The organism is Marinobacter gelidimuriae (assembly GCF_000372805.1).
Lineage (GTDB): Bacteria > Pseudomonadota > Gammaproteobacteria > Pseudomonadales > Oleiphilaceae > Marinobacter > Marinobacter gelidimuriae.
The window spans coordinates 116,637-142,471 of the sequence record NZ_KB889886.1; the positions used below are offsets into that span (position 1 = coordinate 116,637).

At 50.9% G+C, this 25,835-nt stretch carries 28 protein-coding genes and 1 other RNA gene; 15 read left to right on the plus strand and 14 right to left on the minus strand.

All coding sequences use genetic code 11. The features are described from left to right. Positions 1–27: 27 nt before the first annotated feature. Entirely contained in the window at positions 28–438 is a 411-nt protein-coding gene (fur, locus tag A3OI_RS0110045; RefSeq protein WP_018404149.1) for a ferric iron uptake transcriptional regulator, read from the minus strand. 122 nt (positions 439–560) lie between these two features. On the opposite strand from fur, the gene A3OI_RS0110050 reads away from it, so the two are divergent. Then, positions 561–887 carry an outer membrane protein assembly factor BamE gene (locus A3OI_RS0110050; RefSeq protein WP_018404150.1) on the plus strand — a complete coding sequence of 109 codons (327 nt, stop codon included), beginning with the start codon at positions 561–563 and terminating at the stop codon, positions 885–887. Between the two features lie 23 nt (positions 888–910). On the opposite strand, the gene A3OI_RS0110055 is transcribed toward A3OI_RS0110050, so the two are convergent. From A3OI_RS0110055 to A3OI_RS0110065, 3 genes are read right to left on the minus strand one after another with little or no spacing between them, the layout of a single operon-like run. Beyond that, positions 911–1,192, minus strand: coding sequence for an RnfH family protein (locus A3OI_RS0110055; RefSeq protein WP_018404151.1), 282 nt, complete (start codon positions 1,190–1,192; stop codon positions 911–913). Continuing rightward, positions 1,189–1,632 carry a type II toxin-antitoxin system RatA family toxin gene (locus A3OI_RS0110060; RefSeq protein ID WP_018404152.1) on the minus strand — a complete coding sequence of 148 codons (444 nt, stop codon included), beginning with the start codon at positions 1,630–1,632 and terminating at the stop codon, positions 1,189–1,191. Before A3OI_RS0110060 ends, A3OI_RS0110055 begins: the two co-directional genes overlap by 4 nt. 21 nt (positions 1,633–1,653) lie before the next feature. Beyond that, positions 1,654–3,030: a sodium-dependent transporter gene (locus A3OI_RS0110065; RefSeq protein WP_018404153.1), complete on the minus strand. Its 1,377-nt coding sequence runs from the start codon at positions 3,028–3,030 to the stop codon at positions 1,654–1,656. Positions 3,031–3,493: 463 nt separating this feature from the next. Here A3OI_RS0110065 and iscB point away from each other — a divergent pair, with 463 nt between their 5' ends. From iscB to ssrA, 3 genes are all read left to right on the plus strand, one after another. Then, positions 3,494–4,891, plus strand: coding sequence for an RNA-guided endonuclease IscB (gene iscB / locus A3OI_RS0110070; protein WP_018404154.1), 1,398 nt, complete (start codon positions 3,494–3,496; stop codon positions 4,889–4,891). Next, positions 4,888–5,367 carry an SsrA-binding protein SmpB gene (gene smpB, locus A3OI_RS0110075; RefSeq protein WP_018404155.1) on the plus strand — a complete coding sequence of 160 codons (480 nt, stop codon included), beginning with the start codon at positions 4,888–4,890 and terminating at the stop codon, positions 5,365–5,367. The genes iscB and smpB overlap by 4 nt, the downstream gene beginning before the upstream one ends. A 162-nt stretch (positions 5,368–5,529) precedes the next feature. Next, positions 5,530–5,893, plus strand: a transfer-messenger RNA (tmRNA) gene (ssrA, locus tag A3OI_RS21880). A 59-nt stretch (positions 5,894–5,952) separates the two neighbouring features. Here ssrA and A3OI_RS21885 read toward each other — a convergent pair. From A3OI_RS21885 to A3OI_RS0110125, 9 genes are all read right to left on the minus strand, one after another. Beyond that, a complete protein-coding gene (locus A3OI_RS21885) occupies positions 5,953–6,963 on the minus strand; it encodes a phage integrase (protein WP_018404156.1) in 1,011 nt (336 codons plus the stop codon). Next, the gene (locus tag A3OI_RS0110085) at positions 6,960–8,216 is read right to left on the minus strand and encodes a hypothetical protein (protein ID WP_018404157.1); all 1,257 of its coding nucleotides are present in this window, start codon (positions 8,214–8,216) and stop codon (positions 6,960–6,962) included. The genes A3OI_RS21885 and A3OI_RS0110085 overlap by 4 nt, the downstream gene beginning before the upstream one ends. A gap of 145 nt (positions 8,217–8,361) precedes the next feature. Continuing rightward, a complete protein-coding gene (locus A3OI_RS19810; RefSeq protein ID WP_018404158.1) occupies positions 8,362–9,621 on the minus strand; it encodes a zonular occludens toxin domain-containing protein in 1,260 nt (419 codons plus the stop codon). Next, positions 9,621–9,932, minus strand: coding sequence for a DUF5455 family protein (locus A3OI_RS0110095; RefSeq protein WP_018404159.1), 312 nt, complete (start codon positions 9,930–9,932; stop codon positions 9,621–9,623). Before A3OI_RS0110095 ends, A3OI_RS19810 begins: the two co-directional genes overlap by 1 nt. Further along, the gene (locus tag A3OI_RS22745) at positions 9,933–11,120 is read right to left on the minus strand and encodes a hypothetical protein (RefSeq protein ID WP_155903091.1); all 1,188 of its coding nucleotides are present in this window, start codon (positions 11,118–11,120) and stop codon (positions 9,933–9,935) included. It lies immediately after the preceding gene. Positions 11,121–11,178: 58 nt separating this feature from the next. Continuing rightward, entirely contained in the window at positions 11,179–11,418 is a 240-nt protein-coding gene (locus A3OI_RS19815) for a major coat protein (protein WP_018404162.1), read from the minus strand. Positions 11,419–11,676: 258 nt separating this feature from the next. Next, the gene (locus tag A3OI_RS0110115) at positions 11,677–11,997 is read right to left on the minus strand and encodes a hypothetical protein (protein ID WP_018404163.1); all 321 of its coding nucleotides are present in this window, start codon (positions 11,995–11,997) and stop codon (positions 11,677–11,679) included. 58 nt (positions 11,998–12,055) lie between these two features. After that, complete coding sequence (locus A3OI_RS0110120) at positions 12,056–12,493, minus strand: hypothetical protein (protein ID WP_018404164.1); 438 nt, start codon at positions 12,491–12,493, stop codon at positions 12,056–12,058. 265 nt (positions 12,494–12,758) lie between these two features. Further along, positions 12,759–13,154: a hypothetical protein gene (locus tag A3OI_RS0110125; protein ID WP_018404165.1), complete on the minus strand. Its 396-nt coding sequence runs from the start codon at positions 13,152–13,154 to the stop codon at positions 12,759–12,761. Between the two features lie 320 nt (positions 13,155–13,474). On the opposite strand from A3OI_RS0110125, the gene A3OI_RS0110135 reads away from it, so the two are divergent. Continuing rightward, positions 13,475–13,726 (plus strand): helix-turn-helix domain-containing protein, encoded by a 252-nt coding sequence (locus A3OI_RS0110135; RefSeq protein WP_267283296.1) that lies wholly within the window; start codon positions 13,475–13,477, stop codon positions 13,724–13,726. Positions 13,727–13,828: 102 nt separating this feature from the next. Here A3OI_RS0110135 and A3OI_RS0110140 read toward each other — a convergent pair whose 3' ends face one another. After that, complete coding sequence (locus A3OI_RS0110140; RefSeq protein WP_155903093.1) at positions 13,829–14,221, minus strand: hypothetical protein; 393 nt, start codon at positions 14,219–14,221, stop codon at positions 13,829–13,831. Positions 14,222–14,385: 164 nt separating this feature from the next. On the opposite strand from A3OI_RS0110140, the gene A3OI_RS19820 reads away from it, so the two are divergent. The 10 genes from A3OI_RS19820 (at position 14,386) to A3OI_RS0110190 (ending at position 25,535) form a co-directional block, all read left to right on the plus strand. Further along, on the plus strand, positions 14,386–15,330 hold the full coding sequence (locus tag A3OI_RS19820) for a hypothetical protein (protein WP_018404169.1): 945 nt from the start codon (positions 14,386–14,388) through the stop codon (positions 15,328–15,330). Between the two features lie 4 nt (positions 15,331–15,334). Continuing rightward, positions 15,335–15,628, plus strand: a complete 294-nt coding sequence (locus A3OI_RS19825) for an STAS-like domain-containing protein (protein WP_018404170.1) — start codon at positions 15,335–15,337, stop codon at positions 15,626–15,628. Positions 15,629–16,043: 415 nt separating this feature from the next. Next, positions 16,044–18,020 carry a type I restriction-modification system subunit M gene (locus tag A3OI_RS0110155; RefSeq protein ID WP_018404171.1) on the plus strand — a complete coding sequence of 659 codons (1,977 nt, stop codon included), beginning with the start codon at positions 16,044–16,046 and terminating at the stop codon, positions 18,018–18,020. Then, a complete protein-coding gene (locus A3OI_RS21145) occupies positions 18,017–19,327 on the plus strand; it encodes a restriction endonuclease subunit S (RefSeq protein ID WP_018404172.1) in 1,311 nt (436 codons plus the stop codon). Before A3OI_RS0110155 ends, A3OI_RS21145 begins: the two co-directional genes overlap by 4 nt. Positions 19,328–19,461: 134 nt before the next feature. Beyond that, positions 19,462–19,614, plus strand: coding sequence for a CopG family transcriptional regulator (locus A3OI_RS0110165; protein ID WP_407635521.1), 153 nt, complete (start codon positions 19,462–19,464; stop codon positions 19,612–19,614). A 104-nt stretch (positions 19,615–19,718) separates the two neighbouring features. Next, the gene (locus A3OI_RS0110170) at positions 19,719–20,009 is read left to right on the plus strand and encodes a type II toxin-antitoxin system TacA family antitoxin (RefSeq protein ID WP_018404174.1); all 291 of its coding nucleotides are present in this window, start codon (positions 19,719–19,721) and stop codon (positions 20,007–20,009) included. Beyond that, positions 20,006–20,497 (plus strand): GNAT family N-acetyltransferase, encoded by a 492-nt coding sequence (locus A3OI_RS0110175; protein ID WP_018404175.1) that lies wholly within the window; start codon positions 20,006–20,008, stop codon positions 20,495–20,497. Before A3OI_RS0110170 ends, A3OI_RS0110175 begins: the two co-directional genes overlap by 4 nt. 43 nt (positions 20,498–20,540) lie before the next feature. After that, the gene (locus A3OI_RS0110180) at positions 20,541–23,729 is read left to right on the plus strand and encodes a type I restriction endonuclease subunit R (protein WP_018404176.1); all 3,189 of its coding nucleotides are present in this window, start codon (positions 20,541–20,543) and stop codon (positions 23,727–23,729) included. A gap of 103 nt (positions 23,730–23,832) precedes the next feature. Next, entirely contained in the window at positions 23,833–24,456 is a 624-nt protein-coding gene (locus A3OI_RS0110185; protein ID WP_018404177.1) for a DUF6088 family protein, read from the plus strand. Then, positions 24,453–25,535, plus strand: coding sequence for a nucleotidyl transferase AbiEii/AbiGii toxin family protein (locus tag A3OI_RS0110190; protein ID WP_018404178.1), 1,083 nt, complete (start codon positions 24,453–24,455; stop codon positions 25,533–25,535). The genes A3OI_RS0110185 and A3OI_RS0110190 overlap by 4 nt, the downstream gene beginning before the upstream one ends. The last annotated feature ends 300 nt before the right edge of the window (positions 25,536–25,835 follow it).

Below are 25,835 nucleotides of genomic sequence, written 5' to 3' on the forward strand. Positions count from 1 at the left end.
TGGGGAAATGCTTGAGCGTGAGTTGCCTTATGACTTGATGGGCTTTACGTACAGCGTCAGGCTGTGATCGACAATCTCGTAACCGTGCTCGGCCGCAATGATTTGCTGGCGGTCTTCAATCACCTGATCAAAAAACTCGATGACTTTTCCGGTTTCAGTACATACGATATGGTCGTGATGGTGTTCGCTGGCCATTTCGAATACCGCATGGCCGCCTTCAAAGTTGTGCCGCAGCACCAGGCCCGCCGATTCGAATTGCGTCAACACCCGGTAAACGGTCGCCAGCCCTACATCGCCACCCTGTTCCAGAAGCTTTTTGTAAACATCTTCTGCGCTCATGTGGTGCTGCGTGGCGCTTTCAAGAATACCGAAGATTTTTACCCGCGGAAGAGTAACCTTCAGACCGACTTTTCGTAATTCGGCGTTTTCAGATGGCATATTACTATTCACTCGTTGGTGTGTCTTGCGGCTTCCGGTATGATGGGGCCGCCATTTTAGGATCAACCCGTGCTACATCTGCCATTGGCAGGCATTTTCAAGATAGAGGATTTCCCCCGGCGATGCAAAAGCTCATAGCTCTTATTCTCACTCTTTTTCTGGCTGGCTGTGCCTTTCCCGGCGTTTACAAAATCAACGTCCAACAAGGCAATATTGTCACCAACAAAGAGTTGACCGCACTGACGGAAGGCATGCCCCGCAGCCAGGTTCACGCGGTGATGGGCACACCGCTGATGCTCAATCCTGTAGACACATCCAGGGAATATTACGTTTACACGTTCCAGCGTGCAGGCGGAGACATCGAAGAACAGCGCATTATCGTGTATTACGATGATGACCAGTTCTCCCACTACGAAGCACAATTGCTGGAAGAGACACCCGCCTACTAAGGCTAGGCTGAAGCTATAATCGCCTACTGCTTTTTAGCTCTGTTCAATCGCGCCTGCTTGGGGTCAATCATGAGCGGGCGGTACAGTTCTATACGGTCGCCCACCTGCACCTTATGCTGGCCTGGTTGTTTTATTGCCTTACCAAAAATGCCCATGTCAGTGTTGTCAGGATCCAGCCCCGGGAACCGCTCACAGATAGACGACGCTTTGACTGCGTTTAACATGCTGGTGCCCTCAGGAACATCCACCGTTACAATTTCCTGCCGTTCAGGCAACGCGTAAGCCACTTCTACCCGAATGCTCATGAGCTTTTTCCATAAACGACATCTGCCCGCCGGCAAAACGCGTCGACCATGGTATTGGCCGCCTGATTGAAAATAGGCCCAAAGGTCATCCGCGCCAAAGATCCGGAAAATTCAAACTCCAGAGTCAGAATCACCTTGCAGGCGTTGTTTTGTAGCGGCTTGAAGTGCCAGCGCCCGCTAAGATTGCTAAAAGGCCCGTCCACCAACTGCATCTCGATGGCTTCAGGCATCAAAAGCTGGTTGCGCGTAGTGAGAATGTGGCTCAAACCGCCTTTGGCAATTTCCATCGAAGCAGTAACATTCTGCTCATCTTGCTGCTGCACACTGGCACTGCGACACCACGGTAGAAATTCCGGATAACGGGCTATGTCGTTAACCAGGTGAAACATGCGCTCGGCGGAATGCCACACCAACGCGGTTTTATCAATCTGATGAGCCATTGGGTAAAACACGGTCCTGTCTTATAAAAGAATAAATGTGTAGTGCAGGCCGATGTACAAAACCACCAGCGGCAACACCCAACGCATCACCCGGTACCAGCCATCAAACAACCAACCGGGCGGGTTGCCCAGAATTTTTTGCAATAACCGGCGGGTAAGGCACCAGCCAGCAAACAGCGACACCATCACCCCAACAACCGGTATAAAAACGCCACCAGAGATCAATTCCAACCAGCGAAACAGTGTTGCGCCTGCGGGCCGATAACTGCTCCATATATTCAATGAATACAGCGACAGCAGGCCCAACAGCCAACAGGAAACCAGAACCAGCAAGGTCGCTTTGCCCCGCGACAGATTCGTGCGCTCCCGCAGCCAGCCAATCACCGGCTCCATCAGCGCCAGTGCACTGGCCCAAATCACCATCACCAGCATCAAAAATAGCAGGGCAATAACCACCTGACTGGCAGGCAGCTGACCCAGCGCCGCAGGAAGGGCTACAAACAACAGGCCAAAACCCCTGTTGGCTTGATTACCATCGACATCCACTACCACCGCAAACAGCGCCAGGCCAGCCAACACGGCAACCAGCGTATCCAACAAAACCACGGCCAGAACAGACCGTTTCAAACGGGTGTGTGGCGAGCTATAAGCACCGAAAATGGCCCACACACCCACTCCTAAACCAAGGGTAAAAAAGGCATGAAACAGCGCGGCTCTGAGGCTGTCCATAGTGACATCTTGAGGATGTAGCGCCAGCATACGCGCCATAGCAGCACCCGCTTCACCGAAATAAACCGCAAACCCAACGAACCCCGCCAGCAAAATCAGGGTGGCCGGCACCAGCAGGCGAAACGCCCGCTCCAGGCCGTGAACTACCCCGCGCATAGACACACCTGCCACCAGCAACAAAAAGAAACCGTGCCAGGCCATGAACACCGGGTATCGTTGCGGGTCAGACACCAGGCGTGATAATACGCTTGCCGCATGGGCGGCGGTATTACCGGTAAAGTCCCCACTGGCGCCATAAAACACCCAGGCCAGCGCAATAGCGCCAAATACAGCGGTATAAGACAACACCACAAAGGCCGCCAGCACACTCAAGTAACCCAGCCATACCCAATTGCGGGAACGCTTGGCAGTGAGCACGAAGTTGTCCATCGCCCGCACCATTCCATGACGGCTATAGCGGCCAAAAGACGTTTCGGTAATCGCCAGTGGCAGAGCGATTAACAACAGGCAGGCCAAATAAAGCAGAATAAAAAGCCCGCCGCCGTGGCGGCTGGCCAGATAGGGAAATTGCCAAAAGTTGGCCAATCCCACAGTAGCGCCCGTCGCCGCCCAAAAAAACGTGGACTTGCGGGTAAATGATCCCATCTGTGCCTGAAGATGCGGCGGCATGAACAATCCGGTCAAAAATGATCGCCTATTGTAGCCGATACCGGTTGTAGCGCACGACCTGTTGCCGGCAAGCAGGTGAATTCGTGACCGGTCTGGCACTCCTGAGCTACAATAGGCGCTTTGCCGGACCAGCAATCGCCGGCCGGTACATTCGTGCGACGTCGGATAAAGGATTCGTCAACTACCCCGCCGTGAACGATGGGGCTTGTAGAGAACACCCTTCAAGCCAGGTTGACCAGGGAAAGCGGACACCAACCCGCTACGTTTACCACAGGTCGTTAAGACCCACTCCGGTGTGCTACCTCAGCACCGGACACTGGAAAACAGGGATCACGCTGGCGAAAGGTAAAGCGCCGAAGGTTTCAGTTGCCGCGCAAGCGGGAGCCGGTGGTAGACATTCCCGAGGGGAGAGAGGTTTCGGCCTCCGTCACCAGACCCGTAAGGGTAATTATTGGAAAACGATATGGCTGTGCTTGTGTTAGACAGAAAAAAGAACCCACTGATGCCTTGCTCGGAAAAACGAGCCCGGCTTTTGCTTACTCGCAGACGAGCGGTGGTGGTGCGAGTGTATCCGTTCACCCTTCGCTTGAAAGACCGCGTTGGCGGTGCTGTTCAGAAAGTCGTGCTTAAGATCGATCCTGGTAGCAAAGAAACCGGCTTAGCGGTGTCCAGAGTCAGCGCCCAAGGGGAGCATGTCTTGTGCTTAATCGAACTGATTCACCGTGGCCGCCAGATCAGCAAAGCGCTGGATCAGCGCCGGGGATTTCGGAGTCGTCGTCGTGGAAAACTGCGCTACCGCGTACCGAGATTCAACAACCGGACAAAGCCAAAAGGCTGGCTGGCGCCAAGCCTTCAACATCGAGTAGATACCACCACCAGTGTCATCAAACGTCTTCGCGCCTTGGTGCCAGTCACGTCGATCAGCCAAGAACTTGTGCGGTTTGACCTGCAACAGATGGAGAATCCCGAAATCAGCGGCGTTGAGTATCAGCAAGGCATCTTGTTAGGCTACGAAGTTCGGGAGTATTTGCTGGAAAAATGGTGCCGTGAATGCGCCTATTGTGCCGTGACCGACACACCGCTGGAAATCGAACACATTGTTTCAAAAGCCAACGGCGGTTCCAACCGAATCAGCAACCTGACCATTGCCTGTCACGACTGCAATCAGGAGAAAGGTTCTCAAACCCTGGCCGATTTTTTCCAAACCTCCAAGCGCCTAAAAGACAAACAGCCGCGCATGGACAACGTGCTGATTCAGTGCAAGCGCCCCTTGCGGGACGCCGCAGCGGTGAACTCAACCCGCTGGACCTTATTCCAATCGCTAAAAACCACAGAGCTTCCCGTGAACGTCGGCACCGGAGGACAAACCAAATTCAACCGTCAAAGACTCGGTATCCCCAAAACCCACGCCCTTGACGCGGCCTGTGTGGGTATTGTTGAGCAGGTGTTTGACTGGCAAAAAACTACGCTACGGATAAAAGCCACAGGTCGCGGCAGCTACAAGCGGACGCGCCTAACAAAACACGGCTTCCCTCGCGGTTACCTCATGCGAGAGAAATCAGTTCACGGATTCCAAACCGGCGATATGGTTCGAGCCAATGTCCCAACCGGGAAAAAGGAAGGCACCTGGCTAGGCCGGGTTGCCATCCGAAAAACCGGCAGCTTCAACATTCAAACCTCGGACGGAGCCGTTCAAGGCATTCATCACCGGCACTGCCAGCTCATACAAAGAGCGGATGGCTACGGCTATCACCTACACCACAAAAAGGAGAAGGGAAATAGGAAAGTCTGTCGTGCTGACGCACGACGCGCACTCCCTCCCCGACCTAAAAGGACGGGGTTTCCCGCGCAAAATCGATGAGCAAGAAAAAACCCGGTACTTCAAGCAGTACCATCGCGCTGAACAAAAAAGCCAAACACGAATACCACATTGATGACCGCTTTGAGGCCGGTCTTTCCCTGCTGGGCTGGGAAGTAAAGTCCATGCGCGCAGGCAAAACACAGCTGACCGATTCTTACGTTCTGCTGAAAGGCGGCGAAGCCTGGCTATTGGGGACCCACATTACGCCGCTGACCACTGCGTCTACCCACGTAATTGCAGATCCCACACGAACTCGAAAACTGTTATTGCACGCCAAAGAAATCGCTAAAATTGTGGATTCGGTCGGCCAAGAAGGCCGTACCTGCATACCACTGGCGCTTTACTGGAAAAAGAACAAAGTGAAGTGCGAGATCGCGCTGGTAAAAGGCAAAAAACTGTTCGACAAGCGCGCCACCGAGAAAGAACGGGATTGGAACCGCCAGAAGCAACGGGTGCTGCGCGAGGCTAATATCTGAGACAAGGCCCTAAATAACGGCGGCGTATGGAATAAGGAAGGCGCATGAGCAAGATTACGCAAACTCCCATGTCCTGCCCCACGCAAGCGCAAGCAACCGGCTTAAATTCTCTGGCACACAGCCCTTGAAGTTAGCAGGAGCACCCACATATACTGTCGGTAAGGGGACGACATGGCTTCGACGCTGGTGACAAACCCTTGGGTGCATGTCGAGATGGCAGCCAATCTCGTTAATCCAAAGCTGCAACGTAATAGTCGCAAACGACGAAAACTACTCGCTAGCAGCGTAAGCCGCTAGTCGTCCTGACTGGGTCGCCCGTAGCCTAGAGCTACATCTCAGGACGTCATCGCATACGGGATGCTCCTTTTTCCAGATCTCACTGGCTAAAGGCTAAGATCTAAAGAGATCGGTTTCTGCACCCTGACTTTCGGGTCGCTTGAACTTAAATTAATAGAGAGACGCTATGCATGTAGATCTCAAGGCTGAGTGCTGGCGGACGCGGGTTCAATTCCCGCCGTCTCCACCAACCAAACCGAATTAAGCCCCTGATTTTAGGGGCTTTTTTCGTTTCTAGACTTAAATTTTTTATGGATGTGTCAACGGAACGTCAACACCGGAGAAAGGATTAAGCCTCACGGCGTCCACAAGATGATCAGGAGAGAGGTGGGCATAGCGCATAGTCATGTTAATGGTGGAGTGACCGAGGATCTTCTGCAGAGTGAGGAGATGGCCACCGTTCATGGAAAAATGACTTGCAAACGTATGGCGCAAAACATGAGAACACTGACCCTTGGGCAACTGGATACCGGACTGATCAAGGCATCGTCGAAAGGCACTCAAAGAGCCAGAAAAATGAGAATAAAACACCAGGTGTTTCGTCAACTCCTGAAAAAGACCAGGCGAAAGAGGCACCGTGCGAGACTTGCCAGATTTTGTATTGACAAAGGTAACACTAGAATTACGTAAGTGACGCACTGTTAAACGCTCAACCTCACCCCACCTGGCCCCAGTTGAAAGGCAAAGGCGTGTCAATAAAAAAACATGAGGGTTAGCGGTAAAATTAGCAATCGTGTGAAGCAGATGCTGAACCTGATCAGACGTGAGCCAGGACAACTCTATTTCATCCACACGAACGGGAGAAACGGACTCAATAGGGTTAGTGTAAGAAATTTCGCGAAGCCGGTACAGTTCGTTATAGACGGCATTAAGGTAACCGAGATGGTTATTGAGAGTTTTTGGAGCTATGCCAGCTGAAACCTTTAAACCTCTATACTGCAAGAAATCTGCTGGTTTAAGTGATGATGCTACCGGATCGCTAAGAATAGAAGCGATAGCCAGCAACGAACATTTGCGCCTATAGCCATCCTTCAAATGAATACCCTTAGCACCGTACCAAAGATCGACAAGATGACTGATCGTGCGCTTGTCCTGGGCAGAAGGATTCCAGTCGTTACCCTGGGCATTGTGAGCTAACACAAACGATTCAAAACGGCGTGCCTCCAGCTTGGTATCAAAGCTTTTACGTATGCGACGAGATCCACGGCCGCCAGGCTGGATATCGACTTGCCAACGGCCCGTTGAAAGCTTCTTGATCATGAAGCCACCTTGGTAAGCAATCGACGGCGTATAAGTCCAATCTCTATGAGTTTGAAAAGCTCGTTCTTGCCAATGCCTCGATTACGGTAATAACTGGTGAGATCTTCCCAAAGACCAGATGTTTTCAAACAATCCCAAGCCTGGCGAGGGTTAAAATAGTTGCGGGCGTAAATGCTCATCAAATTACCGAATGCGAGAGAAACATTTTTCTCATTGCCGCAACCAGGCTGCTTTTTTAAACGTTTGTATGCCAAGCTTGGAGCATCCCAACCGAACGAGACGTCATCCCGAAGCTTAGTCCATACAGGGTGAATCAAGTCGCGTTTTACCTCAAACCTGTTGCGCTGTAAGGCATAGCGCCAAAGGCCTGTGAGGTGAGGGACAGCACCGGCGAAATCAACGATGGGCTCAATATCGGAACCTTGCCAAATTTCATTGACGATTCGATGATGAATCCGAATTTCAAGGCGCCAAACAGGCTTATCACGGTCATAGCAGGTGTCAGGGAATGACTCTTCACTAACAGCGCAGTCCCAGATACCCTCCATGAATGCGCGCTTGTCGGACACGTCAATTTCTTTCGATTTATCGTAAAGACAGGTCTGTAAACTATTGGCCTTGCCGAAAGTGTATGTCTCTCCACGACCGTTGACGGTTGAACCCGTCTCCCATTCTATGGAACTGACCCCGTTGTAAACGCTGACCGTTTTTGCGCGTGTTACAAAGGATTGCGCAAAATGAGTTGGAGGCTCCCAACCTTGAAAATCAACGGCCAGGTGAATAGCAATACCGGACGATTCCATACCGGTCAGAAAGTGACGACCCCAGAACATCAATTCATGATGAATCTGATCACTGGTGCGCTCGTAAAGCCAGCGGGGAGACGTTTCAATCTTAACGTGGGTGCCCTGACTATCGGCTTCTGCATAGAAATTCTGAATCAGGATAGTGAGGCCGTATTCACGATTTTGTAAGATGTAACGGAAACCACCGCGGCGGCCAGACATAACCCGAAAAAGCGTGTTATTGACTGTCACAGTGGCGTCATGGCCGGAATCATAGGAATAGGCAATTTCAGCGAGCAATTCAGGCTTCAGACGACCCTGAAAAAGCTGCCGAACCGTATCCACACCGCTCCAAAGAACGTTAACGCTGGAAAGATTAACCTGTTGACCACCTGGACCAATAAAAAGATCACCCTTACCAACTTCAGCGGTTAAAATATCAAGACGTTCGAAATCATGACTAGACATAATTGTGGTTCTCTGTGGCTGTATGAAGATTAACGATGTTATCTATAAGACGTGTTACAGGGACGTCTAGGAACGTTGCGCCGTGTGACCCAGTGCACCCGCTGCGCAGTCACCCTGGTTCACACGGCGCAACGACCGCAAATTCTTAATAATTGTTCTGTAAGCGCTCAGTGGCGCGGACCTGTTCAAGCCGCAACTGGTAACGCTCCTGTGGTGACATCCTTGGAAGTTCTAAATCAGAAGTCACAAGAGGCTTATCTGGGCCGCAGTAGCTGGTGTGAAGCCTGACAGTGTCGCTCCTGTCCTCATTCATGATAAGAATCTCGCAGCGATCGACAAAGCGGACTATATGGCCAGCAGCTCGAAGGTTCTCGACGTTGTATCGTTCCTCTTTTGACGCAATTTCAGCAAAAATGACTTTTCCGGTTTCATCTTGAGCAATACCAGATATAACGAAGCCGGCGAATTTCTCAGAAAGGGTTAACGGCTTATCCAATTCATCGGAAAAAACACCAGGTGGCGTTATTCCCGATGAATCAGAAACATCCTCAGAAAGAGCATTTGGCACAGGAGCCTGAAGAACCTCCGGTTCCGGCTGCATGACAGACGCCAGAGCTACACCCGCAAGAAGACCGCCAATAAGCGCGGCCACCTTAGAAAATCGTTTTAAGTAGATCTTTGTTAATCGCATAAAGAACCGCCATGTTTTTTTGCAAGCGTATCTGCCGTGAGTGTAATGAGGTGGAAGCACCTGGTACATACCGTGCGGGTAATTATCTGAAAACATCTGTTTAGTATCAAAGGCGGGATAAAGATCAACGCCGCGATACCACCAAGTATCCACTTTTAGACTATTGGGAAGATCACCGTATTTAACGATACCCATATGGATCTTTGGCTTAGAAATATGTTTGTTCGTAATCAACTTTGCAATTGTGTCTACAAGAGGATATTTCAACCGGTCAAGACGGCGACAGTACACGACAAACTCACCCACGCTTTTGCGTGCTTGTTTATCGATCATACTGATATCTTGAATAATAAAAATTATATCCCAACCGAGCTTACGAGCATGAAGGAGCCACTCGATAAGGGCGGGACGATCTTTATCCTGCCAGCTTCGGGCGTTGAACCAAGTACCGCACTCATCAAGGACGATCAAACCATTTTTTTCTTCGTCGTAACTGAGGTTACCGGAACCTATGCCCACCATATCGTTCAGTGCCGGTTTATCTGGTAAACGATAAACAACCGTTTTTTTTGCATTTGGACCAATCAACTTGTTAAGACGCAATTCTAAATTCGTTGCCACTGGACGACCTTCTATAAGAACATCGCGTATCTTGCCGACAGACGCCAACGTTTTACCGCTGCCGAGCTTACCAGTCACAAAATAAACAGCCATTAGACTAACTTCGATTGAATGATGGTTATATTCCAATCATAAGCCCACTTCAAAGTTTTTGCGGAAACAATGGCTCCGAAACATCCTGCCGTATTTGAAGGCAAAAACATAAAGACAGGACCAAAATCAGGAAAAGCCACGTAAATCCCATTAAGCAAAGCGTATATAGCAGCAACAAAGACGCCCGTAACAGTTACAAATGCAGCAACTACCACTACCACTACCGCTACCCGCTTGGTTAAGAACTTAGCAAAAAAACCGGCTAGACCCGAGCCAATAGCACCCAGAACTGACGCAATGAATATAGCCATTTATGAGCCTCCTGTAGATTTAGGTTGTGTTACAATATTAAACATAAATATTAATGTATACGCATAAAACAAAAAACCCAAAAGATCTCTAATAACCGCCGTGTCGTCACACGTTATCTCAAAAGAAGCTAAACCATAACTCATGCCTACAGGTGCACATGAACCTTTGGGAATTATTCCTAATAAATTATCACCGATCAACTCAAGATTAGAATCAGCCTTCGTGCCCGACATAGGATTGTCAGACATAGTTTCCATAAGCTCATCGACACCGGTTCCAGCTATAGCAGCATCACCAGCCTCACTTATATCAGACTCGTAATCACCAGGTGTTTTAGAACCTTCTGCCGTTAAGCTAGCCTCCAAGTTCTTAATATCGCCAGATAAACCGTCAATGCCTTTATTTATTTCGGATAATTCTTTATTACCGAGCTTTTGTTGCTTTTCGGACGAACTACCGTCAGTTGTTGTACCCGAATCAGCCTGATTAGAGGGATCGCCGCCCTGGTCAGGAGGACGGGAATCAATCACGTCATTAGTATCATCACCATCCAGATTGCCGCCATTTTTTGGGTGATCCGGTGATTCGGGTTCGACTTTGTCGCCATCTGGGGTGAAACACACTTGCTCACCATTAAAAGATCCGCAGCCCTCCACAACTGGATCAACGCACGAAAAAGCGCCGTTCTTTGTGCCGCAAACGTTGTCGGGCTCAGGACAAACCGTTTTTCCGTCAACCTCGTAACAGGCAGGATCATCCGTTAGACACATTTCCATCCCGTCAGAATTTACAACGCAACCTTCGGGAACGCCATCGTCAGGATCATCTTTACCAATGGGGAGACATGTATCTCTCATGTCTCCTAACGTAATAAAACAAACAGATTTAGGTTCAACACATGAGCCGAACTCATCTATATAATCTGGAGAAACACAAGGCTCAGGAGCAGTAGACCAATAATATTTGAAAGTATTAGAAGGACCGGAATTGGTAGAAACTACGAAATAGCCGAAATAACCATAATGCAGAAGGTCGGGATTGTATTGACCTAAATCTCGACAATCATCATCACCTCGATAGACACGATTTTCACAAAGAGCTTTGGCTTCAGAGTAGGTATCAACAGAGTACGCAGGGCCCGAAAAAAGAGAAATTAAAGAGAAAGTTACGAAAAAAATTAATCTCATTTTAGAAACCAAAAAGACCGCCCGAAGGCGGCCGGACGTGTACCGAAAAAACCGGTTTTTAGGTGGCTTTATTGGCAAACTTCTTGAACAACTTCATCACGATGAAACCACCGACGATTGTTCCAAGCACTGGCCAAGCCAGTACTAACAGAGCCGCAAAATCGGAGGAAATGCCAGTAAAAGCCGTTCCTACAGCTACCGGAAGCTCAGCAGCTGCCGACGTTGACAGTGCAGTAAAACCACCGGCTACAACTACAAGAACGCCGTTCTTTTTAACCAATTTTAAAGTTTTTTTCATGACGAAACCTCATCTGCAAATTTTCTGAAGATTAATATTTTAAGGCTTATGGAGTATCCAATCACCCAGGCAACGACAAAATAGCCGAAGTATTGCAACAGGTCCGATTCGTTCATCGTTGGTGACCTGCTATCCAGCCGAGTGCAAACGTTAGAATGCACCCGAGCGCGAATTGCATGTTATTGAGGTTGTTTAAAGCCTCAATTATTAAATGAGATTGACCCATTTGAGCACCAGGTAAAGAAATAAACGCTGACATTACACTGACTTCTTAGCCGGATCTGGCTGTTGCTGGTTCCGTTGCCCAGGCACAATGCCAATAATGTGAGGCTGACTTTTACCATTAGCGGCCTTTTTCAGCTTGGCAATCAGTTTGACAGACTGGCCACTTTTGAAACCGTCAGAACTCAGCTGATCAAATACCGATGGATCAGCGGCTATTTTTGTAATTTCAAGTCCCAGGGTATTTGCGGCGTTGTCCCCTACTGGATTCTGGCCAGTAAAGATGGAGCAGTATGTATTTCCCTCAACGGTGACTTTGTTGCAGCTAAATACTGTAGCCGTCATTTCAAATTGCATGGTATTACTCCGCGTTTTTTGCCGTTTTATAGGCGTTGGTTTTTACGAGCTTTGGGTTTTACTTATTGATATCGAAAAGGCCGAAATAAAGACGCTTTATTAAGAGCGCTTCTTGTTCACGTAGCGCAATGCTGAAAGTAGGTTCCTGTCCAAAAGAAATTTCACGTTTCCAGAAGGCAATGCTCTGAGAAATGGCCGTTAATTGACGCTCCAGTAATCGCTGAAGCATGAGGCTTTCGATGTCCGTAATATTAATCGCAACCCGTCCCGGGCAGGCTCTAGTCGCTATGCTCCCTGCAACGACAGTTGCAGCCCTTACGGGTAATGATCCCTGTTGCCTGCCGCGCTCCGCTTGCCTCGACTGCTCACAGTTCGGAATCAAAGGGGGGTTCGCCCCCCTCGACACCGTCTCCGCTCTTTTACCGGCAACATGAGGCACGGCCTGATCATTGCAAGGCCAGGCGCTACGCGTGCTGCGCAGCCTTGCAATGATCATTCCGCACCCCCTGTAGGGCCGGCGAGCGGTGACGATGACGAGGGGGGCGAAAGGGAATTTTCAGTTACACCTGGATCAGAAAGACGAAGATCAGGGCAACCAGCGGAGAGCCAATCCGTGAGAACCGCACCGCCAAGGGTCCAGAGATCCGTTCCACGGGTAATGGCCTCGTGCTGGAGCTTGAGGTAAACAGACGATGGAGCCGCCACATAAAAACGGCGATCCTTGTCCTTGACGTTGAGTTGACGTGGCGGTATGCGAGACATTACGCGGCCTCCGAAACATTAAGGCCCATGATTTCTTTGATATAGAAATAAGCATGTCTAAGTTTTTGCCAATCAGCTTGTTGAAGGTCGCTATATGGAAAGTCAATCATAGTGTCAAGATTGACCCTCAAACGAATCAGCGTTTTTAATTCGTTACGATTAATGCCGTTATCAATCTCTTTGATAACAAGTTCAAAACAGTTAGCACACGCTGGGTCAAAGTTGATACTAGCGTCAAAGAGACCACGAGAACCGCCAATAACTGCCGCAATGCCGATACATGAAACGGCGTGACTAAGATCCTGAAGAGTTCGAGTTTCCAAAGGAAAATCAAACGGCGAAGGCGCACAATCAGTTGATGGGACGTCAAGTGGAAACATATCTTGATGGCTCATTAGAATTCATCCTTTTCGAGAGCTTCACGTGAAAGAGCGGCGACATTAACCAGGCGTGGCTTACCGATTTTTATTGACGGGAGGTGGCCCTTCTCAATCATTCCCCGTACCTGACCCTCAGTCAGTCCAGAGAGCTGAGAAAAACGCTCTTGCGTCATAACCGGTATAGATCCCATGAAAACCTGATTTTGTTCGTCCACTTTTCTGCACTCTGTTACACTACAATGGCAGATACAGAGTAACTGTACCTTCGTAATATTAACCATTATAATATCTATCGTAATATTTACCAATAAAAGATACCAATGATAAAAGACAGAATGATAGAGCTATTCAATGTACTGGAGGTGTCCTCCAGGGACATGGAACGGTCGACAGGAATAGACAGAAACAAGTGGTCTAATATTCGCGGGGGAAAACAGCGGGTAAATGAAGATCACATAGAAGCTATTTGCAAAATTTATCCACAGTTTGCGTACTGGCTAACGACGGGGAAAACGATTCCAGAAGCGGGACAAATTAGCCCGGAAATTGAAGTGGCGAGAAAAGAGCACAACCTGAAAATCGGATAGGTCTCCAGATAGCTAATCGAATTGCGAAAAGCTGGAGAAACCAAAGGGAATGATCAAAAAGAGGGATGCCGTCAACGTGAGTGGTGACGGCTTCAGGTTAAATCAGGGCTTCATGCTATTTCGGTAACGCATGCAAGCATTTATATTTTGAGGAGCGATCTGCACCGGAAAAACGGTCTGAAATTCTTCAAAAGCTGAAAACAGCGAAGCATTATAAGATTCGACGTAAGCAGACCAAAAAATAAGGCCAACAACAGACACAACTAGCCATGCAGCCATATTGGCGAGAAATACCGCTAAGAACATTCTAAATGAATGGAAGAGACTAACGAAAATGTCAACGAAGTGTCCACCAAACTGAGAAACAGAGTGTTTTTGTGTGGTCATGGAAAAACGTAAGTCTATGCTTTTATGACAATTGTGGTTTTGTGTGGGCTTTAAATAGATAAAGTAAACGGGTTCAATTCCCGCCGTCTCCACCAACTCCTGAGGCACCGGGATTACACCGGAACTCAAAGAACTTTAAAGCCCCGCTAGTCGGGGCTTTTTTCTGCCTATAGTTTATGGGTTTAGAGAAACAGATCTGCCCACTAGCAATCACTGTGCTCTGCCGATAGCATCGGAATATTAAGACTAGAAAACTGGGAGCTCACTTAGGAATGCAGATTGATCTGATAAAGGCGCTTCAAGAACTAGACAGCGCACCCGTCACGGACACTCCAAAACTGAACATCCCTAAAGGCTTCATAAATCCTGGTGCTTGGGTCGTGCTAGCAAGCTCTGCGCGAAGAAACAACGTCGCGACGAGCGGAATCTCATTTTCCGACCCAAAGGTTCAACATTATTCATCCGCAATTGGCTTTAATGATTGTGTATACGGAGAAGACGACTATGAACATAATCGCAAGAGCATTGGCTCGAACTACTCTCCTTTAACACGGTTAGACTGTATCGAGTCGACAGATGAAGCGAATAACCAGATTGTTAGCTGCGTAAGGAAAATGCTGGCAAATCCTGAATCGCAAGGTGGTGTCGATTTGGCCAATGTTATTGGAGAACTCCACGACAACGTGTGGGCACATGGAAGAGCAACAGGCGTTTCGATGGCTCAGAAGTGGAATGATTGCGGGCGGCAAGCAATTGAATTTGCTCTGGCCGACACAGGACACGGCTTTCTCAGAGAACTAAAACGTTACGGAAAACCTGCTGAAAGTGACATCCAAGCCGTCGAATGGTGCGTTCAAAAAAACAACTCGACGAAACATGCGGACGACGACGATGAGTGGGCTCAGTCAGTCCCTGAAGATATGATGGGTGGAGTGCCCTTTGGCGCCGTTGTTCCCCGGGTTACAAGCCGATTAAATCATCAAGGTCTGGGGCTTTGGAAGCTTACTGAGTTAATCCGAAAATACCGGGGAAAACTCACGCTCGTAAGCGGGACGGGGTGCTTACAAATGGATACTAATGGTCAAATGACATATAATATTTGCCCGCTGTGGGAAGGAGTTGCCCTAGCGTGTAGATTGTACGAAGATGAATTGTACAAAGATGATGAAGAGCCTGACGATCAGGTTGCTGCAATAATGAAGCGGCTAGGAGGGTAAAGTTATGAATACTGAAACATTTACGACAGACGGCTATTCACTAGCTTCGCGTAGAGCAGCTGTGGCAGAGCGGGAAAAGCTTGCTTCTGCAATCCGAAGAGGCTCTACAGTTGTCTATGATCTTAGCACCGTCGTGTCGATTTCGTCTTCTTATGCTGACGAGATGTTTGGCGTTCTCGTAATAGAGTTTGGCCTGGAAAAAACGCTCGATTCGGTCAAGGTTGTCGGAGCACACAAAGGTGTACTTCGCGTTATTGCTGAGGCAATGAAAGAAAGGATTCCTGCTAGCGCAGCTTGATTACGGGCTGCTCTTGGTAAATGCGGTGCTAAAAGCGCCGCCTTTTTTTGATGACCGGTTTTGGCGAAGACCTACACTTGCCAACCATAAAGGATTACTCCCGCCCGTCGATAACCGCCAACTTCTGAGACGCCGGAACCGCACCGGAATTCAAAAATCTTAAACACCCCACCAGCCCAAGCCTTTTCGCTGCCCAATGACCCGCCCTGTATTCACCAAAATAACATCAACACCAACAGCGGCTATCGCAGTCCTAACCCCCATCCAAACTCTTGAATTCTGGTATGGTATTGCCTCAGGAAGAGCCTGAGGCTTATTACCCCATCCCCCTTTCACCCATCACAAAATAATTTTCTCTGGGCTACCCTCCGGCAGTCACCAGTCAAGAATAACCACCGCATGGAGTAGTCCCCGAGTGAACGCCGAGAATAACAGTCAGATCGCCGCCTTTATTTGGTCCGTAGCCGACCTCCTGCGAGGCGATTTCAAGCAGTCCCAGTATGGCCGCGTCATTCTCCCTTTCACTCTATTAAGGCGGCTGGAGTGCGTGCTGGAGCCCACCAAAGACAAGGTGCTTGTCGGGGCCAAGGCGCATGTTGATAAGCCAGACGTCGTGCGCGAGAAATTGCTCCTGCGCGAAGCAGAACAGCCCTTTTTCAATGCTTCACCGCTGTCACTGGGTTCACTGTCTGACACCCAAACCGCTGACGATCTGATGAGCTACGTGCAGTCCTTCAGCCAGGATGCCAGGGAAATCTTCGAGCATTTCCATTTTGAGGATTTTGTCCAGCAGCTCGGCGCTAACAATCTGCTCTACCAGGTGGTGCAACGCTTCGCTAGCATCGACCTGAACCCCAAACGCATATCCAACTTCGGCATGGGGCTGATCTTCGAAGAGCTGATTCGCAAGTTCGCCGAAAGCTCCAACGAAACCGCCGGGGAACACTTCACCCCCCGTGACATTGTGCACCTGAGCACCTCCCTGGTGCTGACCGGCCAGGAACATAAGCTCCAGCCCAACAGCATCGTCACCATCTATGACCCCACCGCCGGCACAGGCGGCTTCCTCTCAGAAGGGGATGAGTACATTCAGCAAGTCAGTGACAAGGTGACCGTCTCCCTGCATGGCCAGGAGCTGAACCCGGAGTCCTACGCCATCTGCAAGGCAGACATGCTGATAAAGGGCCAGAAGGTCGAGCAAATCAAGCTGGGCAACACCCTCTCTGACGACCAGCTTTACGACCTGAAAGCCGACATCATGCTCAGCAATCCACCGTTTGGGGTGGAATGGAAGAAGGTTCAGAAGCAGGTTACTGACGAGCACAAGTTCAAAGGCTTTGATGGCCGCTTCGGCCCGGGCCTGCCCCGAGTCTCTGATGGCTCCCTGCTGTTTCTGATGCACCTGGTCAGCAAGATGCGCGATCCCCGGGATGGCGGCTCGCGCATTGGCATCATTCTGAACGGCTCACCGCTGTTCACCGGGGGTGCCGGTAGTGGTGAATCCGAGATCCGCCGTTACCTGCTGCAAAGCGATATGGTGGAAGCCATCGTCGCCCTGCCCACGGACATGTTCTACAACACGGGCATCTCCACCTACATCTGGATACTGTCCAACAACAAACCTGCCGACCGTAAGGGCAAGGTCCAGCTGATTGACGCCTCTGACCGGGCCTCGAAGATGCGCAAATCCCTGGGCAGCAAGCGCCAGATTGTTAGTGAAGCCGACCAGGATGAGATTGTTCGGCTTTATGGGAAATTCCAGGCGACGGAAAAGAGCAAGATCTTCCCCAACGACGCGTTTGGCTACCGGCGCATAACGGTGGAGCGCCCCTTACGCCTGAACTTCCAGACTTCTGACGAGCGCATTGCGCGCATCACGGACGAAAAAGCAATCCAGAAAATGCCGACGGAAGAGCAGGAGAAAATCCTCGCCGCCTGCCGTGCCATGGACAGCAGCACCCTCTACCAGAACCGCCCAAGGTTCCAAAAACTACTGAAAGCCTCGCTAACTGATCATCAGGTCTATCTCGGCACACCGCAACTCAAGGCCCTGATGAATGCGTTGAGCGAACGGGACCCGGAAGCGGATGTCTGTGAGAGCAAAGGCAAGCCTGAGCCTGACAGCGGTTTACGGGATAACGAGAATGTGCCCCTAGGTGAGTCGGTGTACGACTACTTCAAGCGGGAGGTGATACCCCACGTGCCGGATGCCTGGATCGACGAGTCCAAGACGGATGAGCAGGATGGCGAGGTAGGCATTGTCGGGTTCGAGATTCCGTTTAACCGGCATTTCTATGTGTTCACGCCGCCCCGGGCGCTCGACGAGATCGATGCGGATCTCAAGCAGTGCACCGACAGGATCAAGGAGATGATCGAGGGGTTGTCGGCATGAGCTTTCCGATGTACCCGGAGTACAAACACACCGAAATTGAGTGGCTTCCAAGGCTCCCCACCCACTGGACTTTAAGTAAATTTGCACGGCATTTCGCTATAAGAATGGGCGAAACGATACCAGAAGGGGAACTCTCCGAGGATGGATGGCTCCCGGTTTTCTCGGCGACAGAAAAAGATAAATACTACGGCTTTGTATCCAACCGCGTGCCTTTGGCTAGAGCTGGAGACCTTGTAATTCCCGCAAGAGGCAACTCAATCGGTCACGTAAAGCTGGTTCGAGAGATGGCCAGTGCTACACAGACAACCATTGTTGCTAACAACATAGATCCTGGCGCAGTCTGCGGTAAATATGCTTACTATTGGTCTATTGGTTTGCGTGAAATCTTATTCCATTTCGACAGGACTGCAATACCACAGATCACAACTGAGTATGTTTCAAGAAATAAGTTCGCTTTCCCGGGACTGCTGGAACAAACCCAAATCGCCCGCTTCCTCGACCACGAAACCGCCAAAATCGACACCCTGATCCACGGGCAGAAGCGCCTAATCGAACTGCTCAAGGAAAAGCGCCAGGCAGTGATATCCCATGCGGTGACCAAAGGGCTTGATCCCGATGTGCCGATGAAGGATTCCGGGGTGGAATGGCTTGGGGAGGTACCGGCGCATTGGGTTATTGTTCCATTCAACTATGCAATCGCATATCAGGAAGGCCCAGGCATTATGGGAGCAGACTTCCATGAAGAAGGAGTTCCTCTCTTAAGAGTATCTGGAGTAAAACACCGTTGGGCGTCTCTTCGTGGTTGCAATTATTTAGATCCAAGTAAGGTTAGGACCAAGTGGAGCCATTTTCAACTGAAGGAAGGTGATCTTCTAATTAGCGCAAGCGCGAGCATGGGAACGGTATGCGAAGTGGGGCCAAGTGTTGAAGGAGCCATTCCTTACACCGGCCTAATTCGGTTAAACCCGAGAAATAAACTCACCTGTAAAGACTTTGTTCGTGCAGTTGTCGGTTCGAGCCAGTTCTCCACTCAAATAGATTTATTCAAAGCCGGCTCGACAATCCAGCACTTCGGTCCGACGCATCTGGCCCAGATGAAAATAGTGCTTCCTCCCATTGAAGAGCAAAGCGAAATTGCCCTCCATGTTGACGCTATGGTTGCTTCTTTTGAGTCGCTGCTAGCAGAAGCCCATCAAACCAACGATTTGCTCCAAGAACGTCGTTCCGCCCTGATCTCCGCCGCCGTCACCGGCAAGATCGATGTCCGCAACTGGCAGCCACCCGCCGATGAAAGTGCCTTTGACTAGGCCGCGTGCGACGAGCAGGAGACGACCGTGTGGTCCTGATTAATTTTACTTAATCACAATGAATAACATCCGTAAAAGGTGCACTTATGTCTAAAACCGATACCCGCGGAATGATCACTCATGTGCTGGTGTCCATGGCTGACTGGAATGCCCAAGCGGATAAACATGACCAACTAACGCAAGAGGCGCTGGCCGACGTTGACGCGGGGCAAGTGATTGATCATCAGGCGGTGTTGGCCTGGGCCGATAGTCTGGGCTCTGATCAGCCGCTGACTGTTCCCCGCTGACGGAGCTTCAGGATAGGGTGATGTGTAAATTGACATCGCCTATCTGTAATGACATTAGCAGTACGTCTTGCTACGCTTGGGGCTATCAATAGAGGAATCTCATCATGATTTCAGCAAACACCGACCTGCCCAAGCGTGAAACCCTGAACATTCGGATCAAACCCGAAGAGCGTAGCTTAATTGATCGCGCCGCCAAGGCTCGGGGAAAGAATCGTACAGAGTTTGTTCTTGAGGCGGCTCGCATTGCCGCCGAAGAAGCCATTCTGGATCAGGCTGTTATCTCAGTAACACCCGAGGCGTATCAGGCGTTCCTTGAACAACTGGACCTGCCGCCAAAACCGAATGAGCGGTTGCGTAAAACCATGCAAGCCCCGGCACCCTGGGACACCGAATGACACTATCGGCACCCACACCCATTGGGCCTGAGCACGACACGGAGAGTTTTGATTCTACAGAGCCCAGTTTGGACTACTGGCTTAAGCGTCGTGCATTGAAGAATCAAGCCAGTGGCGCATCCCGAACTTTTGTTGTGTGTGAGAGCAATCAGGTGAAAGCCTATTACGCCCTGGCGTCCGGCGCCGTGATTGCAAACCATACCCCGGGACGCTTCAAGCGGAATATGCCGGACCCGATTCCTGTTGTGATACTTGGGCGGCTGGCCATCGACCGCTCGTATCAAGGCGCAGGCTTCGGCCGTGCCCTGGTTCGCGACGCAGGCTTGCGGGTTATCCAGGCGGCGGATGCTATTGGTATCCGGGGAATGGTAGTTCATGCCCTGTCGGAGTCGGCTAAAGATTTTTATCAGCGGCTGGGCTTCAACCCTTCGCCCCTTGATCCAATGATGCTGATGGTCACGCTGAGCGATTTAAGAGCCAATGTTTAAGCAACGCCAGATCAGATTTGGCGCAACCCTTTAGGGAGCAGTCATGGCAGACAGCCGCGAGAGAGTATTCCAGAACGACATCATGGCCGCCCTTGAAAGCCAGGGCTGGTTAATCGGTAAGGCGTCGGGGTACGACAAGGTAAACGCGGTTTATCCGGAAGATCTGATCGGCTATTTCCAGTCAGCCTACCCGGACCGCTGGGACAAGTTCTGCAAGAACAACCCGCAGAACCCGGAACAAGTGCTGATCAAAGCCACCGTCCGGGAACTGGACAAACGCGGCACTCTGGAGGTGCTACGCCACGGTTTTAAGTTGCCGGGGGTGAAAGTAGATCTATGCAGCTTCCGGCCCGACCACGGCATGAACCCAGACGCACTGAAACGCTACAGCGCCAACCGCCTGCGAGTGGTGGAAGAGGTTTCCTACTCCCCCCATGCCCGGGAAGGCGAATACAACCCGCGCCTGGATCTGGTGCTGTTCGTGAATGGCCTGCCTACCGCCACTCTGGAGCTGAAAAGCGAATTCAAGCAGTCGGTGGAAAACGCCAAGCGCCAGTACCGCAAGGATCGCCCGGTCAAAGATCCCATCACCCGCAAGCCCGAACCCCTGCTCACCTTCAAGCGTGGCGCTCTGGTGCATTTTGCCGTAAGCCAGGATCAGGTCGCCATGACCACCCGATTGGCTGGGAAAGACACCTTCTTTCTGCCATTCAATCGCGGCACTGAAGAAGGCGGCGCGGGCAACCCCCAGGCGCCGGATGAAAACAGCTATGCCACCGCCTATCTCTGGGAACAGCTGTTCCAGAAAGATGCCTGGCTGAAGGTGATCGGGCGTTTTCTGCACCTGGAAAAGAAAACCGAGGAAGATTTTCACGGCAAGCGCACCACTAAAGAGACCATGATCTTCCCCCGCTACCACCAGTGGGATGTGGTCAACCAGCTCGTAGGCGCCACTCAGGAAGAAGGCCCCGGCAAACGCTATCTGGTGCAGCACAGTGCCGGGTCTGGCAAGTCCAACTCCATTGCCTGGGCCGCCCATCAACTGGCCCAGCTGTATGATGCCGAGGGCAACAAGCTGTTCAGCTCGGTCATTGTGGTAACGGATCGCACGGTGCTGGACAGGCAGCTGCAAGACACCATCTACCAGTTTGAGCACGCCCAAGGGGTTGTGCGCCCGATTACCCGTGACATTGGCAGCCAGAGCAAATCGGAACAGTTGGCGGAAGCCTTGGCTGAACGTACCCGTATCATCATCGTTACCATTCAGACCTTCCCAGCCCTGTTTGAAGCGCTAGACAAGCATCCCCAACTGGCCTCTGGGCAGTATGCGGTGGTGGCGGACGAGGCTCATTCCTCGCAGACCGGCTCTTCTGCCACCAAGCTCAAGTCCATTCTGGGGGCCGCACTTCCTGAAGGTAAAGAGCCCCCCGAAGGTGAAGAGATCAGCGCGGAAGAACTGCTAGATGCAGCGGTCACCGCCCGCAAGCCCAGCGAGAAAATCAGCTACTACGCTTTCACCGCCACCCCCAAGGCCAAGACCTTGGAGTTGTTCGGTCGGCCACCCAACCAGGACGAGCCACCGTCAGACAGCAACAAACCGGAAGCCTTTCACCTTTACTCCATGCGCCAGGCCATCGAGGAAGGCTTCATTCTGGACGTGCTCAAGTGCTACACCACCTATTCCACCGCCTGGAAGCTGGCCCACCCCAACGGCGAGGATGACGAGGTGGACTCCAAAAAGGCCCGCATCAAGCTGGCTCGCTGGGTTCGCCTGCACCCTTACAACATCAATCAGAAAGTGGAAGTGATCGTCGAACACTTCCGGGAGCACGTGAGGCACCTGCTGGACGGCCAAGCCAAAGCGATGGTGGTCACCAGCAGCCGGCAGGAAGCCGTGCGCTACCAGTTGGCCATGCAGGCTTACGCCAAAGAACAGAATTACCAGGACGTGCACCCCTTGGTAGCGTTCTCGGGCACGATTCTGCCAGATGACGTAATCCCCGAGGAAGTCTCGGAAAACAGCCAGCTGCTGAACCCGAAACTGAAAGGCCGTGACCTGGCGGATGCCTTCGATACCGACGATTACAACGTGATGATCGCCGCCAACAAATACCAGACCGGGTTCGACCAGCCCAAACTCTGCGCGATGTACGTGGACAAAAAGCTGAAAGGTGTGGACTGCGTGCAAACCCTCTCCCGCCTGAATCGCACCTTCCCAGGCAAGCAGACCTTCGTGCTGGATTTCTTCAACGATCCCCAGGAAGTGCTGGAAGCCTTTTTGCCTTATTACACCAAAGCCGAACTGGAGGGCGTCTCTGACGCGCAGGTAGTGTATGACCTGCAAACAGTGCTAGACCAAGAACAGATCTACCACTGGAACGAGGTCGAGTCCTTCGCCACCGCTTTCTATGACACCCGGGCGGCAGCCAGCAAGCTCACCTTCTTCTGCCAGCCAGCAAAAGAGCGCTTCACCAAACGCTATAAAAACCTGCTGGAAGAAAAGCAGTCAGCCAGAGCCGCACGCAAACGGGCCGAAAGCGATGGTGACAAGGTCGGCCTGACCAATGCCGAGAAAACCCTCAAGGATATCGGCGAGGGCCTGGACCAGCTGGATCTCTTTAAGAAGAACCTGACCAGCTTTGTGCGGGCTTACGAGTTCCTGTCACAGATCGTCAGCTATGAAGACCGGGAGCTGGAGCAGTTCTGCGTCTTCGCCAAGCACCTCTCGCCATTGCTGCGTATAGATCGCCTGGACGATGACGACATCGATGTATCGGAACTGGCGCTGACCCATTATCGACTCACCAAGCGCAACGAGCAGCAGCTAAAGCTTTCCGAGGACGCAGCAGAGTACGGCCTCAAGCCACTATCAGAGGTGGGTTCCGGCAAGGCCCATGATCCAGAGAAAAAGCGCCTCTCTGAAATCATTGAGACGCTGAACGACCTGTTTGGCTCAGAGGTGAACGATGAAGACCAGCTTCACTTCGCCCAAGGTGTGGCTGACAGGATTCGCCGGGATGACTCTGTGATGGCCCAGGTGAATAGTCACTCTCCGGAACAGGTAATGCATGGGTTATTTCCGAAGCGGGTGTCAGACATGGTGCTGGATGCCATGACTGACCATGAGAAGCTTTCTATAGAGGTGCTGGGCGATGAGCAGACACAGAGAGGGTTTGCGTTGTTGATATTGCGAATGCTTGCTGGATCGAAAACGGTTCCTCGGGAGCTATAACTTTACACTCAATAGCGATAGTCCTGACACGAACTCCCTTGCAAGCGTTGATACGACGGGGTTAATATAAACACACCTCACTCTTCTTATGTCAGGTTAAAACATGTCTACGTCAGAGAAAGTGACCCGTCAATTGCAGCGCATGAGGCGGGGTGTCCCGTTTTCTATCAATCAGTTCCACAAACTGGGCACCGCTGCGTCTGTGCAAAAAGCGCTGAGTAGGCTTGCGCAGGAAGGTGTGATTGAACGAGTAGCCAAAGGCATTTATACACGCCCCAAGGCATTGGCCAGCATGCCATCAATCAAAATCACAGCAAGTGCTGAACAGATAGCCAAAAAATGGGCACAGCAGAACAGCCACACACTGGTAAGGCAGGGCATTGAATCCGCTTATCGACTTGGCCTTCAGACACAGGCCCCCGTCAAAACCGTGTTTTGGAGCAACGGCGCCAACAGAACGTTTTCGGTTGGCAATGAGATTGTTGAGGTGCGACATGTGGCGGAGTCAAAGCTGCGATGGAAATCGCGCCCTGAAGGTGAGTTGCTGCGTAGTTTTACCGTCACCCCAGCCAATTCCGTAAAACTCAGCGAATTGAAAAAGGCGCTTTCCAGGCTGAAACTTTCCGAAGCAGAAAGCCGCTCGGCAATCAAAAAGCTCAAGGCGACGCCTCTGCCTGAAGGATGGCACGTCAAATTGGAGCAGTTTGAAAAGGAAATGATGGTTTGACGAACATTTTCGACTTCTATCGTGATCCGAAAACGCATGATGACCTGAAAGCCATCCTGGACTTGGGCGCCCAAAAGCATCCTGCTGGGTTGGCCCAGAATTTCCTGGAAAAGGATATCTGGGTAGCCGAGATATTGCGCTTACTCTACGACGAAAACCTGCTGGGCGCTCACTCAACAGCTTTCAAGGGCGGAACCGCCCTGAGCAAGTGCTGGAAGGTAATAGAGCGTTTTTCGGAAGACATCGACCTTTCCATTCACTGGAGCGAACTTGCAGGCGAACCCGACGAGATCGCGGCGTGGGAGCAGTCCACTCAAAGCAATAGCCAAAAAAAGAAATTCCGTGAGCAGCAAACAAAGCTACTGACAGAATGGTCTGGCGCTCTGGTCAATCGCCTCAACGAAAGACTGGCGAAATACGGGATTGATGGGCTTAGCGCGGAGCTGGAATCTGGTTCAAAAGGTGAAAAGGTCAACATCCATTTCCCGAGACTGAGCAGCCACGACAGCAACTACCAACTTGATTACATCCTGCTGGAATTTGGTGGCCGCAACCGGGGCCGGCCAACGGTAGATCATAAGGTCGCGTGCTACCTGTCAGAGCTGGATGAGCTTCAAACCATCGCATTTCCGCAAGCTACGGTTGCCGCCTATCACCCTAGCTATGTTCTTTGGGAAAAACTAACTGCCCTGCACCAATTTTCGACCCAGGAAAAAGACCCAGACCCTCATAGACTGGCAAGGCACTGGTACGACGTGGACTGCCTTCTTCAACAAGGTGATTTCACCAACGCCCTTGATGCCACTGACGCAATGACGGATGTGGTGACCATGAAGAGCCAGCGTTGGGCACAAAAAGGCGTCATCTTTGAGGAAGTGCTTGAAGGACGGTTGGTTCTTGTACCAGAAGGGGAACGGCTCAAACAGATTGCAGCCGATCACACAGCTGCTATTAAAGGCAGGATGTTTTTTGGCGTTCCGGATGATTTCGAAGCCATCATTTCAAGGTTAAGAGAAGCTCAGGATAAGATAAATACCGGTATTAGCTCGAATGCAGAGCCAATAATACTGGCCCCATAGACTAACAAAGCTTTTGGCATCTATTGCCGCCAGTGGGGTGATGACAGAGTTCCCTCCGTCACTTGATATGCCGAAATATGCACCCAATTCAGACCAAATCAAAATCAGCTACAACCTCGGCAATTTCCCAGCCTCGCAAAAGCTACCTAAACGGCGAAAATTCTGCCGCCCGGCTATCGCTAGAACACCTGCGGCAGGCGCAACCCAATGTCATCAACTTAAGACATTTCCCTAAAAATATCCTATAATTAGAGCTCATCCATCAACAAGGAAATGCCCTATGGAGCACAATAAAAAAAC